12 protein-coding genes are annotated in these 13,417 nt (G+C 41.7%); 2 read left to right on the top strand and 10 right to left on the bottom strand.

What is annotated here, in order from left to right:
* Positions 1-2: 2 nt before the first annotated feature.
* A complete protein-coding gene (locus AC4MBN_RS04880; RefSeq protein WP_004782671.1) occupies positions 3-704 on the top strand; it encodes an SIMPL domain-containing protein in 702 nt (233 codons plus the stop codon).
* Between the two features lie 165 nt (positions 705-869).
* Positions 870-1,466: a phosphatase PAP2 family protein gene (locus tag AC4MBN_RS04875; protein WP_491880760.1), complete on the top strand. Its 597-nt coding sequence runs from the start codon at positions 870-872 to the stop codon at positions 1,464-1,466.
* Between the two features lie 62 nt (positions 1,467-1,528).
* On the opposite strand, the gene proB is transcribed toward AC4MBN_RS04875, so the two are convergent.
* The 10 genes from proB to uvrB form a co-directional block, all read right to left on the bottom strand.
* On the bottom strand, positions 1,529-2,662 hold the full coding sequence (proB, locus tag AC4MBN_RS04870) for a glutamate 5-kinase (protein ID WP_005234922.1): 1,134 nt from the start codon (positions 2,660-2,662) through the stop codon (positions 1,529-1,531).
* Between the two features lie 27 nt (positions 2,663-2,689).
* Entirely contained in the window at positions 2,690-3,895 is a 1,206-nt protein-coding gene (cgtA, locus tag AC4MBN_RS04865; RefSeq protein ID WP_004782712.1) for an Obg family GTPase CgtA, read from the bottom strand.
* Between the two features lie 344 nt (positions 3,896-4,239).
* Entirely contained in the window at positions 4,240-4,473 is a 234-nt protein-coding gene (locus tag AC4MBN_RS04860) for an SPX domain-containing protein (RefSeq protein ID WP_419374437.1), read from the bottom strand.
* 126 nt (positions 4,474-4,599) lie between these two features.
* Positions 4,600-4,830: a hypothetical protein gene (locus tag AC4MBN_RS04855; RefSeq protein WP_205683241.1), complete on the bottom strand. Its 231-nt coding sequence runs from the start codon at positions 4,828-4,830 to the stop codon at positions 4,600-4,602.
* A gap of 29 nt (positions 4,831-4,859) precedes the next feature.
* Positions 4,860-5,234, bottom strand: coding sequence for a winged helix-turn-helix transcriptional regulator (locus tag AC4MBN_RS04850; protein ID WP_125278388.1), 375 nt, complete (start codon positions 5,232-5,234; stop codon positions 4,860-4,862).
* A 210-nt stretch (positions 5,235-5,444) separates the two neighbouring features.
* Positions 5,445-6,902, bottom strand: a complete 1,458-nt coding sequence (locus AC4MBN_RS04845; RefSeq protein WP_004782721.1) for a glyceraldehyde-3-phosphate dehydrogenase — start codon at positions 6,900-6,902, stop codon at positions 5,445-5,447.
* Positions 6,903-7,141: 239 nt separating this feature from the next.
* Positions 7,142-8,908 (bottom strand): hypothetical protein, encoded by a 1,767-nt coding sequence (locus tag AC4MBN_RS04840; RefSeq protein WP_491880759.1) that lies wholly within the window; start codon positions 8,906-8,908, stop codon positions 7,142-7,144.
* 133 nt (positions 8,909-9,041) lie between these two features.
* On the bottom strand, positions 9,042-9,974 hold the full coding sequence (rarD, locus tag AC4MBN_RS04835; protein ID WP_491880758.1) for an EamA family transporter RarD: 933 nt from the start codon (positions 9,972-9,974) through the stop codon (positions 9,042-9,044).
* A gap of 167 nt (positions 9,975-10,141) precedes the next feature.
* Entirely contained in the window at positions 10,142-10,741 is a 600-nt protein-coding gene (locus AC4MBN_RS04830) for a lipocalin family protein (RefSeq protein WP_004782725.1), read from the bottom strand.
* Positions 10,742-10,883: 142 nt separating this feature from the next.
* Entirely contained in the window at positions 10,884-12,905 is a 2,022-nt protein-coding gene (gene uvrB, locus AC4MBN_RS04825; protein WP_034170047.1) for an excinuclease ABC subunit UvrB, read from the bottom strand.
* Between the last annotated feature and the right edge of the window lie 512 nt (positions 12,906-13,417).

The following is a 13,417-nucleotide window of genomic DNA, read 5'->3' as shown; positions in this document are numbered from 1 at the left end:
AAATGCGTCTTTCTTCTTTTTCAGCGCTTGCTTTGCTCGGCGCATTATCTTCTGCCGCTTTCGCAGCTCCTGAAGAAACCTTGAATTATAATGTGGTGAATATCTCGGCAGAAGCCAGTCGCGATATTTCCAATGACCTGATGAATGCCAATTTATTTGTTGAAAAATCCAATAAACAGCCCGCTGAGCTTGCAGCACAAATCAATCAGTTGATGACGCAGGCCATTAATACTGCTAAAAAATATCCTACGGTAAAAATTGAAACCGGTTCACAGCATACCTATCCAGTCTATGACAACGACAACCGCAAGTTAAGAGAATGGCGTGCTCGTGCGCAGGTACGGATTGAATCGACTGACTTTAAAGCCGCCTCGCAACTGATTGCTGAGCTACAACAGAACTTCCAGACTGAATCGATTAACTTCACAGTATCTGAAGCAAAACGTAAAAAAGTAGAAAATGAGCTGATGCTTGAAGCTTCGAAAAACTTCCAGCAACGTGCGCAAAGTCTGGCGCAAGCCTGGAACAAACCGGGCTATCAACTGGTGAATCTGAATATCAACACCAATAATTCGGGTTATCCACCTGTGCCACGCATGGCGATGGCCAAATCTGCTTATGCCGAAGCAGTTCCAGAACAGGAAATGGCAGCAGGTGAATCCAAAATGACCGTCAGTGCTAATGGTTCTATTCAGTTTAAATAAGTCTTAATGAAATTATTCAGACGCTTAAAAACCACCCTTTTGGGTGGTTTTTTATCACTTGAATATTCTGTGAAAAATCAATGCTACAAATTCATACAAACTCAGATATGAATTGAGCTTTGATCGGTTTAGAGTAACGGACATTTGTGTCAGCCCTCTCTCTTCATGTCACTCGATCAACTGAACCTGTATCTATTTCATCTTCTCAATGTACCTGACCAAGCCTCGATCTGGATGATTAACTATGCCAGACTGATAGCGCATGATCTGGTGTATTTATTTCTGCTGATTTTTGCTGTTGCCTGGCTGCGCGGCAGTCGTGAAATCAAAACAGGGATTATTAAAGCTGTGATTTTCACCGCAATCACCTTGTCAATTAGCGAGGTATTATCTGCAGTTCTAAACACGCCCCGCCCTTTTGTCATGGAGGTTGGTCGAACCCTGATTGAGCATGCCCCTACAGGTTCATTCCCAAGCAATCACATGAGTATTTTTAGTGGAATTGCCTTTGCCTATTACTTCTCAGCACAACGTGATTTGGGTCGAATCCTGCTCTGGACTGCCTGGCTGGTAGCATGGTCACGGATTTATGTAGGTGTGCATTTTCCGATTGATATGGTGGGAGCATTCCTGATTGCTTTGGCAGTTAATCTTGCTGGCTTACCGCTCTGGTGGAAATATGAGAATAAAATCATGAACTTTATTTTCAGCATTCATCAATTCCTGTTTAAGCCTTTTATTCGGATGGGCTGGATTAAATAAAATTAATTCAAATGCCACAAAAAAATCCCGCTCGAAAGCGGGATTTTTTATATCTTGATAACTTAGTAAATCGCCATATGATTTCGATGAATCATCTCTAAAGAACGCGCTTCACCCAAGACCTGATGCACTTTATCTGATGCCAGACCTTTGACGATTTCCGCTGAACGCGAACTGAAGTTGACACGTCCTACAGCAATACGGTGACCTTGTCGATCGACACATTCCACTACATCACCACGGTCAAAATGTCCTTCTACCGCTTTAACACCGACCGGCAACAGGCTACGGTGATTTTCTTTAATCGCTTTAACCGCACCATCATCAATCACCAGACGACCTGCAGTTTGCAAATGCGCTGCTAACCATTGCTGATGTGCTGTCATACGGTCATCATCAGTGATAAATAATGTACCCAACATTTCACCCGCCATCAGACGCGATAAAACATTGTCACTATCACCACTCGCGATCAAGGTTGGGCAACCAGATTTCGCAGCCAGACGTGCAGCACGAACTTTGGTCAGCATACCGCCACGACCAAATTTTCCGCCGCCGCCTGCCATATCAAACAGGCTTTCATCCATGGCACGCACGGTATGGAACAGTTTGGCATCCGGATTAGAACGTGGATCCGAGTCAAACATGCCTTCCTGATCAGTCAGGATAATGAGCAGATCTGCATGAACTTGACCTGCGACCATCGCAGCTAAGGTATCGTTATCACCGAAACGGATTTCATCAGTAGAAACCGTGTCATTTTCATTAATAACCGGAATTACATGCCAGTCAATCAGGTGCTGCAAGGCATCACAAGAATTCAGATAACGACGACGGTCTGCCAGGTCATCATGAGTCAATAATACCTGAGCGGTTTGAATACTGTGTTTTTCCAGCACACTTGACCAGGTCTGGATTAAACCCATTTGACCAATGGCAGCACAAGCCTGAAGACTGGGTAGATCGGTGGGTCGATTCTCAAGTTTCATTCGAACCATACCTTCAGCCACAGCTCCGGAAGAAACGAGAATAATCTCGTGTCCGGCATTGTGTAGATCCGCGATTTGTCCCGCCCAATGCGAGATGGCATCTAAATCTAAACCTTGCCCGTTTGCTGTGAGTAAAGATGATCCGATTTTAACAACGATTCGTTTACAACCCTTGAGCTGACGTTGCCCATCTACCACTTCTATCATCTTGTCCTCAGACTTATCTTTAAAAGATTAACGTACGTAATATACTTCTACGTCGCTGTCGTCATCATCTTCATCATCAAAGTCATCGCCGCCCAGACGTTGAGCGCGACGCATTTCACGATAAGCTTCTTTCGCAGCAATCGTTTGTTCACGTGTTTCAGCTTCAAGCTGATCACGGAATTCTTTCATCTCTGCTGCGTATTCAGGATCTTCAACTTCGCGTTCGCGTTGCTGCTCGATTTGATCCATCAGGTAATACACCACATCCTTAGTGCCTTCAGCCGTTAAGCCTGAAGTTTTAAAGACAGGACCTTCCCACTGCAATTCTTCAAGAATGTGATTACACCATTCATCGCGAGTATCTACAGCAAGCTGATCGACCTTGTTCAGAACCAATACCACTGGTAATTTTGAAAGTGTTGGGGAGAATTTTTGCAACTCATTCAAAATCGCTTTGGCATTGTAAGCTGGATCTGAACCGTCAATCGGTTGAACATCTACAATATGAAGCAGAATACGGGTACGTGCCAAATGTTTCAGGAAGCGAATCCCGAGACCTGCACCTTCTGCCGCACCTTCGATCAGACCTGGAATATCCGCCATTACAAATGAACGATGACGATCCGCATCCACTACGCCCAAGTTAGGTACCATGGTGGTAAATGGATAATCTGCAACTTTTGGTTTTGCTGCAGAGACTGCACGGATAAAGGTTGATTTACCTGCGTTTGGCATGCCGAGCAAGCCAACATCAGCCAGTACTTTCAGCTCAAGACGGATTTCACGGAATTCGCCTTTGGTACCATGCGTACATTTACGCGGAGAACGGTTGGTTGATGATTTGAAGTGAGTATTACCCAAACCACCTTGGCCACCATGTGCCACTAATACTTTCTGGCCATCTTCAACCAGATCGCCAATAATATCGCCAGACTCAGAATCGACGATAGTTGTTCCCACAGGAACTTTTAAAATAACTGATTCGCCACCACGACCAGCACAGTTTGCGCCAGCACCGTTTTTACCACGTTCAGCGCGAAATTTACGGGTATAACGATAATCTACAAGGGTACTCGTGTCGTCGTCAGCCTGAATATAAATGCTGCCGCCACGACCACCATCACCACCATCTGGACCACCAAATGGTACGAACTTTTCACGGCGAAAACTGGCTACGCCATTGCCACCGTCGCCAGCCTCTACGGTAATGACTGCTTCATCAACAAAGCGCATAATGCCAATCCTCTAAAAACTTTAAAAACCGCCTATTCTGCCATATTTTAAAGCATTTCTCGACTATATTTATTGAGCTTTCCAAGAGGAAGACCCAATTTAAGATTATTTTATATTATTCAAGCAAAAAGCTGATACAGATTGACGATTTATCAAGAAATTATTGTGAGGAACTTATACAAAATAAGAATTATAAAAATGTTTTCACTTATTTCAGAATTGCGGTAATTCTTCTTATAGTTTAAGCATCTTTATTTTTATAGTTTTACTTTTTTCAATTGAATTGCTTTAACTGATCAACAGATATTCAGAAAACCATGAGTAAACTAAGAGGTTTCTTTATATTATTTTTCATAAAGCGCATATTTCATTAGCTCTTCGCATAAATCAACAAAAATATCTCCTAACTCCCTTTTCAGCATGGGTATATGGGAATAAATATTTGTAATATTCTCCGGCTTAAGAAGACCTGAATAGTGTGAATAAAACCCTAAAGTTTTCTGTTCAAACAGCTGGATCTTTTTTTCTAATTCCTGATCTTTAGTTGCCTCTTTTAAAAACTTGAATGAACTTAGCATATTTATTCTTAAGCTATAGAACTCATCTACAAGATTTTTAGCTTTCTTAAAATCTATATTTTTGACCCAAAATCCTGTTAAAATTTTATTATTTATTCCTTCTATTTCAATCGTTAAAATTGCAAGCTATTTAGCTTGTTCTGCTATAACCTCACTACCTTTTTGTTTTCTCCAACTCGTATAAGTCATCAATACTGCTATTGGAGCAAGGATTGAAGCTGACCAAAGCAAAAGATTAGTCGCTAAAGTGAGATCAACTTCTAAAAGCTGAAAGATCGCATAAATAGCGATGCATAAAGTTAGGATAATTGCGTACACTGCCAATAATCGAGCAACTAGATTTTCTGACTTATCCATTTATTGCTTCCCCAAAAGCAATTTAATTTTTATTTAGTAACACGCTCTTTATTTTCCAAAATCTCTGGCAAACTCCGCTCTACCCAGCCAATCAAATAGTTTATTTTTTCTGCTGCTTGCGAACCGGTAATGGTCAATTGATATTCAACTTTGGGCGGCACAACGGGATAAACCGTTCTTAAAATAAAACCATCTTGCTCCAGCATTTTTAAGGTTTGTGCCAGCATCTTTTCACTGACCCCTTCAATTCGCTGCTTCAGCTCACTAAAGCGATGTACGCCCTCACTTAAACAGCGCAATACCAGCACTGACCATTTATTGGTGAGATGTTCCAGTATTTCACGGGATGGACATTCATTAGATAGCACCTGTCCCAGTAATGGACTGATTGCATACTTGGTCATTGAAGAGTTCCTTTCTTGATCACAATTTTTAGTTTTTACTTACTATTTTCAATGTACTTACCATTTGTAAGCTAACAGATTCAAATAGGCACATCAAGGTGAATTTTCCATCAATTAATGCAATAGTTTTATAAAGCTGATTTGCCACCTTTATCTTCCACAATAAAAAAGAGCCTCAAAAGAGGCTCTTTTTTAGATCACTTCTACAAATTATGCATTTGTTTCAGCAGGAACTTTTGGATAGCTTACGCCGCCCATTTGTTCAGCAATGCGAAGTACCTGGCAGCTATAACCCACTTCGTTATCATACCAAACGTAGCAAGTTAAACGGTTGCCTGAAGTGATGGTCGCTTGAGCGTCGAATACGCCTGCAGTACGAGAACCGATAAAGTCAGAAGATACAACTTCAGTAGAGTTTGTATAACCGATTTGACCTTGAAGGTTAGAATTGATTGAGATTTGACGAATGTATTCATTCACTTCATCACGATCAACTTCTTTGTCTAAAGTCAGGTTCAGGATTGCAAGAGATACGTTTGGTGTAGGAACACGTACAGAATTACCAGTCAACTTGCCTTTCAGCGCAGGAAGTGCTTTCGCAACTGCTTTAGCAGCACCAGTCTCAGTAATAACCATGTTTAATGTTGCAGCACGGCCACGACGGTCAGCTTTATGGTAGTTGTCGATCAGGTTCTGGTCGTTTGTGAACGAGTGAACTGTTTCAACGTGACCATTGATCACTGTGTATTTGTCGTTTAACACTTTCAATGTTGGAGTGATCGCATTGGTTGTACAGCTTGCAGCAGAGATGATTTGATCTTCATCAAGGATGTCAGCCTGGTTCACACCAAATACAACGTTCTTCATGTCACCTTTACCAGGTGCAGTCAGAATTACGCGAGCAGCGCCTGGGCATTTCAGGTGTTGAGCAAGACCTTCAGCATCACGCCATTTACCAGTGTTGTCGATCACTAATGCATTTTCGATACCGTATGCAGTGTAATCCACTTCAGATGGATTAGATGCATAGATCACTTTGATGAACTGACCGTTTGCAATAATTGCTTCGTTTTCTTCATCTACAGAAATCGTACCCGCGAATGGACCGTGGATTGAGTCACGACGCAATAAAGACGCACGTTTTTCAAGGTCACCGTCAGATGATTTACGAACTACGATTGCTTTCAGGTTCAAGCCACGGCCTAGACCTGACTGGCTGATCATCAAACGGGCAAGGATACGACCGATACGACCGAAACCGTAAAGTACAACGTCTTTACCTTCAACAGAAGTTGCATTGCCTTCAAGTGATTTCACAGCATCAGCAACGAATGCGTTAACATCACCACCTTTTGCTTTGAATTCAACAGCAAGTTTGCCTAGATCAATTTCAGCAGTACCGATGTTTTCTACTTTTGCCAATGCTTCAAGAATTGGGAAAGTGTCTACAACAGAAAGCTCAACGTCCAGTACACGAGTACGACGATGCGCTTTAAGGATCTGGATTACAGAACGGTTAATTAAAGAGCGACCGTAAACTGTAGCTACGATATTTTTTTCACGATATAACTGACCTACTAGGGCAATCATACGTTCCGCAAGTTCTTCACGGTTTTTCCAACGACCTTGGTGCTCTGCATGGAGGGCAACGATAGTGTCTTTGCTCACAGATACGTCCTCTAATTAATTGTAAATCTAAGCATAAATTTCAAAACCCGATAATTGTAATGGAATTGGCCGCAAGTTTGAATCAAAAGCTGATTAACTCTGGCCGAAAATCCGATATATTCACTATAAATTTTGAAAATAATTGTAATTAGTCAGATGATTTTGCATTTAAAATTTGAAAAATCATCTATTAACTATAAAAACCAGATTTTTGTTAAATGTTGTTTATTCAGCCAAAACTAGAGTTCATAGCTGATGGCATTTTCCTGATTAAGCTGCACTTTGGTTCCTGCTGAAAAATTCATGTCCAGACTCATGGATGCATTGAAGTTTTCTACATCAAAATCGTCATAGGTTTCTGGCAAATGAATCAGGATTGGTAAGCGGGTCAAACCGTTATCTCCACATGGGAAAGCATAGTGGCGTTCGACCTGCTGTAGATTCTGTAAACTTTCAAATTCCAGAAAAACACTGCTGTTTTCATAGGTACGTGGAACCTGAATAATTTCCAGGAACATGCTGCGCTTTAACTGCTGCAATCTGTTCAGTGCGATTTCAATATCCTGATCTGAAGTGTCCTTAGTCCATAGTTTCTTGAAAATGGACTTCTTCTCATGCTCTCTCTTTTGACGATGCAGCATATTGATATATTTTTTCAAATCCCGATATTGCTGTACATTATCTGCAATTGTAGACTGAATATCCTTGACCGGCTGCTCGGAACGCTGGTGCATCACCTGCCACTCATGCGAGTTGGTCGGAATAAAGGTTTCACCTTTGCGTTTTTCCAGCAGGCGAATAAATCCCAGTAATTTATATTCAAAATTCTGGATATATTGGTTAAACATAAACGCTGGCTGCGATTTGAAATCACGGTAATAGGCCAGTATTTCAGAAAAGATTTTATGGACGTGCAAATATAGATAAGAAAATTCTTCAATATGAGAAAGATGATCACGAATCGCATCACGCATGGGTAATAACAATTCCCGAGTCAGAATTTCCTCAAAGTTTTTCAAATGTCGCTGTGCCACCACATCGGCATTTTTTTCTACCACCTGAATGGGTTCAACTAGTAAAGGCAGTAGCTTCTGTTCTGAGATCTGTTCCAGATCATGCACAATATCAATCACGTCCAGATGAATCTGGCTTTGCAAGGTTACCATACGTTGCATCTGTGATTTCAGCGTTTCGACCACTTCCTCATCCATATCCTCTTTCAAATCCAGGACAAGAACATTCAGGTAAACCTGATCTTCAAGTGCACCCTTTTCTTCAATCAGGAAACGGCGAATAGAATATGGATTCTGTTGTACATCCATCACTGGCGCAACAATGAATAAAAATTGCGAAGTACGGACAATATCAAAATGACGGATTTCTTGTTCTTTGATCAGGAAATAGCGAAACAGCGGATGTTTCATTTCCACGGTTTGTTTTTTTAATAGAGGTTTGTACCAATAACCAAGGAGTTGCTGCTTGATAAACACCTCGGTAATAAAGCATTTCACATGCTCTTCAGTCAGCTGGCGCACCCCTTCTAAAGGTTGCAACGTCAGTTCACGGATAATTTCAGCAGCATTTAGCAAAAAGGTTCGGCGCAGTTCCAGCTTTTCACGCTGCATCTGAAAGTTTTCATCGACTTCGATTTTATCAATTTGCTCAAGTGCATTTTCCAGATAATCCGCAATCTGCAAACTGTCATTTAAGCCCTTCAGGCTTTGCAAGGATAAGGCAAAGGTGCTGGCATAATAACGCATCCGGTCATTTAAAAACTTTTGACTGAGCAACTCGACCGAGTGTTGAGCCTGGTATCGATATTGATTGGCATCACGATCCCAGAGAATTTTTTTGGGTTTTAAAATCTGAAAATCGATACTTTCTTTAAGCTCGGCAGATACATCAGCCAGAACTGTTCTGAGTTCACGCTGCCATTCCAGATCCAGACTTGGTTCTAGCTGTGACAGGCGGGCACGTAACTGATATGGAATAGCGATTTCCGACATACAATTCCCCAAATAAATCGTGATATCTTGTTATTTTGTGATGTATGTCTCGAATTTTACATTATCTAGACTGACAATCTACAAATATTGTCTAATTAAAGCTGCACGATCTGGAATTTAATATTTTATAAAATCATTTTTCTTTATATTGTTCCAGCTTCTCGACTTTTTGCATAAGTTCGCGTTGTTTCAGCTTTTGCTGACGTAAATGCAAAATACCTTCAATTACCAACAATACGACGGCCAGCCAGATCGGGAGATAAGTCAGCCATTCGCCGGCTTCAACCCGCTCCCCTAATGCCATAGACGCAAAAGCCAAAAGTACTGGTTCCAGATAACTTAATAGCCCAAAAATAACAAATGGCAAATAACGGCTCGCCAGAATATAACTTCCCAATCCTAACGCACTTAGAAAGCCTAGACCCAATACCGCAAAAATCAGATGCTGTGCATTAAGGATCAGTTGCATGGAATCGCTATGAATAAAGCCCAGATAAATCGCGACAGGCAGAATGATGAAGAGGTCCCACCAGAAACCGCCTAAATGATCCGTCTGAAATTTACGGCGCATAAAGAAATACAGCGGATATGCCAGTGCCACATACACCGTTTCCCAGGCAATGAAACCGATCCGCCAGATTTCATGTCCTACACCTAATATGGCCAGTGCGACTGCTGCCATCTGCCAGCGCGACAGCTTTTCCTTATAAAGTACACATCCGACTAGAACCATAACTAGCGGCAACAGGAAATATCCTAGGGATACCTGTAAACCGCGACCATTAATTGGTCCCCATAAAAAGAGCCACAGTTGGGTCGTACATAACAAGGAACTGATGATCAGCCAGATCAGAAAAGCAGGTTGTTTGAGAATGCGTTTTAAAATTTGAGTAATATGGCTGAGGTCACCTGACCACCACATAAAGGCAGTCAAAAATGGAATTGTTGCCAGCATCCGCCACGCAAAGGTTTGTTCACTATCTAGAGGCTGCAACAATGGCGTGAATATATAAAGAACACCAAATACCACTGATGCCAATACCGATAATGCAATGCCTTTATACATGCTTCAAACCCAAGATCATTCCAGCGTATTATAACGATTAGTCTAAAATAAAGCTTGAAGATTCATCTGACCAAAGGTGATAGCAAGGCAAAATATATAATTCAAAAAAGAGAAGCATTAAAAAACCATGCCGAAGCATGGTTTTTATACATAACCCGATTGGCCTTTTATTTTCTTGCCTGTTGGGTCTGTTTGGTATGAATCACATCACTCAAATCATAACCCACAGATTGCGCATATTGCAGGTATTCATTCACCACGTTCTGATCCAGTTGAGGATCACGTGACAATACCCACATATATTTACGTTTAGGCTCGCCGACCAGTACAGTTTGATAATTATCATCCAGTTTTAATACCCAATAATCGCCACGGCCCACTGGCAACCAGCGAATAAACTCTGGCAAGAAACTTACTTTGAGCTTGGTATTATAAGGTGCATTCTGAATGTATGCCTCACCCACTGATTGGGTCACCTGACCATTTTTCTGGATACAGCGGTTATCTACATTAACGTTACCATTTTCATTTAATGTATACGTCGCCGTAACGTCACGATCACACTTGTTCTGGAATGTAAGTGGTTTACGAGCCACTTCATACCAGGTGCCCAAATAGCGGTCCAGTTCAACTTTCTCTACAGTGGGTAAAGAATCGTTCTTGGCATAAGCCATGGTTGCAGCCCCGAGTCCAAGTAGAACTGCACCACCCACTGCAATTTTTGCAAGTTTCAACCCCGCATGAGGGAGATTATTTTTAGTTGTCATACGATACCTATTTGATCAGGACAAAATTTTCAACATGAATATTTCGTACTTACAATAGCGGCATCAGCAGACATACTTTGTAGCATTATGTTAGGTTTGTGATTGATTTTACGTAATTTAAATCTGTAATTTACACACAGACCTAACTTAACATCTGTGCTTTTAAACGTAAAATTTCATCCCGTATACGTGCAGCCTGCTCAAACTGTAGTTCTTTTGAAGCCTTGAGCATTTCTTTTTCCAGTTTATTGATATGCTTCGCGAACATCTTTGGATCGGCCATGATATGGCGTTCATCTGCACTGATCGCACGGGCCTGATCGGAAGCTTTCAGCTCAATAGTTTCATCATCCAGCACTTCGCCTGTATCAATTTCCTTAATCACCTGACGTACTGCACTACGTGGTGTAATACCATGCTCTTCATTGAACTGAATCTGCTTGGCACGACGGCGTTCAGTCTCATCAATGGCTTTTTGCATAGAATCGGTGATGCGATCCGCATATAAAATCGCTTTACCTTTCAAGTTACGCGCAGCACGACCAATAGTCTGAATCAGTGAACGCTCTGAACGCAGAAAACCTTCTTTATCCGCATCCAGAATCGCAACCAGTGAAACTTCTGGCATATCCAGACCTTCACGCAGCAGGTTAATGCCGACCAGAACATCATGCACACCGGTACGCAGCTCATGAATAATTTTCACACGCTCTACGGTATCAATATCGGAGTGTAAATAGGCAACCTTGATTCCGTATTCTTTTAAATAAGACGTCAGGTCTTCTGCCATGCGCTTGGTCAATGTCGTTACCAGCACACGTTCATTCATTTCCTTACGGATATTGATTTCAGACAATACATCATCGACCTGCGTCAAGACTGGACGGATTTCAATTTCCGGATCAATCAGACCGGTTGGACGAACCACCTGCTCGACCACCTGTTCAGATTTTTCCAGTTCATATCTTGCAGGTGTGGCACTGACGTACACGGTCGTCGGTACAATACGTTCCCATTCCTCAAATTTCATTGGACGGTTATCCAGTGCACTTGGCAAGCGGAAACCGTAATTCACCAGATTTTCTTTACGGGAACGGTCACCTTTGTACATGGCTCCAATTTGTGGAACAGTCACGTGCGATTCATCGATAATCAGCAAGGCATCATCGGGTACATAATCAAAAAGCGTCGGCGGTGCTTCGCCTGCCGGACGACCCGATAAATGACGTGAATAGTTTTCGATACCGTTGGTATAACCGAGCTGCTGCATCATTTCCAGATCATAACGGGTACGCTGCTCGATCCGCTGAGCTTCCAGCAACTTGTCATTTTCACGGAAAAAGACTAGACGTTCTTTTAACTCATCTCGAATGGTTTCAATCGCGCGAGCCAAATTGTCTTTCGGTGTTACATAGTGACTTTTAGGATAGATCGTGACACGCGGCACTTTACGGATCATTTTCCCGGTTAAAGGATCAAACCAGCGAATGGAGTCGACTTCATCATCAAACAGCTCAATCCGGATGGCATCCTGATCCGATTCGGCAGGGAAAATATCAATAATCTCACCACGAATACGATACGTACCGCGCAGGAATTCCAGTTCATTACGGGAATACTGCATTTCGACCAAACGACGGATAATATCATCACGGCCAATCCGGTCACCTTCCACCACATGCAGCAACATGCTCATATAGGCATTCGGATCACCCAGACCGTAAATCGCAGAAACAGAAGCGACAATAATCGCGTCGCGACGTTCTAAAAGTGCACGGGTTGCCGAAAGACGCATCTGGTCAATGTGATCATTAATTGCCGCATCTTTCTCGATAAAGGTATCTGAAGATGGCACATAGGCTTCTGGCTGATAGTAATCATAATAACTGACGAAATATTCAACCGCATTATTCGGGAAAAATGCTTTAAATTCGCCATAAAGCTGTGCAGCCAGCGTTTTGTTATGGGCCATGACAATAGTCGGACGCTGGGTACGGGCGATGACATTGGCCATAGTATAGGTTTTACCTGAACCGGTAACCCCCAGCAAAAGCTGATCGTGATAGCCTTTTTCTATACCCTTGACCAGCTTTTCAATGGCCTGTGGCTGATCGCCAGCAGGTTGATAATTGGTCACCAGTTCAAAGGGTTGTTTATCACTCATAGCTTTAATCATTTCACTGCGGATATCGACTCAATTTATTATGGGGGTAAAACTGAATTACTCAATCCCTATCCAGGTTTCTGTTTAGTAAAATAAAACAGGATCATTGTCATTATTTTATATTGCTTTACTCAGTTCAAATTTGATGAATAAGGGACAGAACAATCCAAATTGCTTTGAAACATATAACATTAATGAGTATAAAATTGAGATCTATAAAATTATAAAAAACAGGCAAAATCATGAAAGATAAAGACTATCGTGAAATCGCTACTAAGAACCAATTCCGCTATATGGGCACAATCATATTTTGTATGGGTCTTTTCTATTTGTTCTTGGTCATTGGTGCCTTATTGAATAAGTACTTTTTATAAAAGGCCGTCACTTATGCAAAAGAATAAATTAAGCATTTTTAGACAGCAACTCTATTTAGGTTTGTTCGGTATCCTATTCTGGATTATTGGCGGAATTTTGACGTATCTGTTTGGGTAATGCTGCACAATAATGCCTTG

The sequence above is a fragment of the Acinetobacter sp. CAU_H_60 genome, assembly GCF_058599385.1.
Note: the sequence above shows the minus strand (reverse complement) of the source record. Positions and strands in the feature narration are given on the sequence as shown.

Bases quoted from the DNA above. Each gene is read 5' to 3' on its own strand.
- AC4MBN_RS04880 (WP_004782671.1), top strand. From the start codon at position 3: ATGCGTCTTTCTTCTTTTTCAGCGCTTGCTTTGCTCGGCGCATTATCT.
- AC4MBN_RS04875 (WP_491880760.1), top strand. From the start codon at position 870: ATGTCACTCGATCAACTGAACCTGTATCTATTTCATCTTCTCAATGTA.
- proB (WP_005234922.1), bottom strand. From the start codon at position 2,662: ATGATAGAAGTGGTAGATGGGCAACGTCAGCTCAAGGGTTGTAAACGA.
- cgtA (WP_004782712.1), bottom strand. From the start codon at position 3,895: ATGCGCTTTGTTGATGAAGCAGTCATTACCGTAGAGGCTGGCGACGGT.
- AC4MBN_RS04860 (WP_419374437.1), bottom strand. From the start codon at position 4,473: ATGCTAAGTTCATTCAAGTTTTTAAAAGAGGCAACTAAAGATCAGGAA.
- AC4MBN_RS04855 (WP_205683241.1), bottom strand. From the start codon at position 4,830: ATGGATAAGTCAGAAAATCTAGTTGCTCGATTATTGGCAGTGTACGCA.
- AC4MBN_RS04850 (WP_125278388.1), bottom strand. From the start codon at position 5,234: ATGACCAAGTATGCAATCAGTCCATTACTGGGACAGGTGCTATCTAAT.
- AC4MBN_RS04840 (WP_491880759.1), bottom strand. From the start codon at position 8,908: ATGTCGGAAATCGCTATTCCATATCAGTTACGTGCCCGCCTGTCACAG.
- rarD (WP_491880758.1), bottom strand. From the start codon at position 9,974: ATGTATAAAGGCATTGCATTATCGGTATTGGCATCAGTGGTATTTGGT.
- AC4MBN_RS04830 (WP_004782725.1), bottom strand. From the start codon at position 10,741: ATGACAACTAAAAATAATCTCCCTCATGCGGGGTTGAAACTTGCAAAA.
- uvrB (WP_034170047.1), bottom strand. From the start codon at position 12,905: ATGAGTGATAAACAACCCTTTGAACTGGTGACCAATTATCAACCTGCT.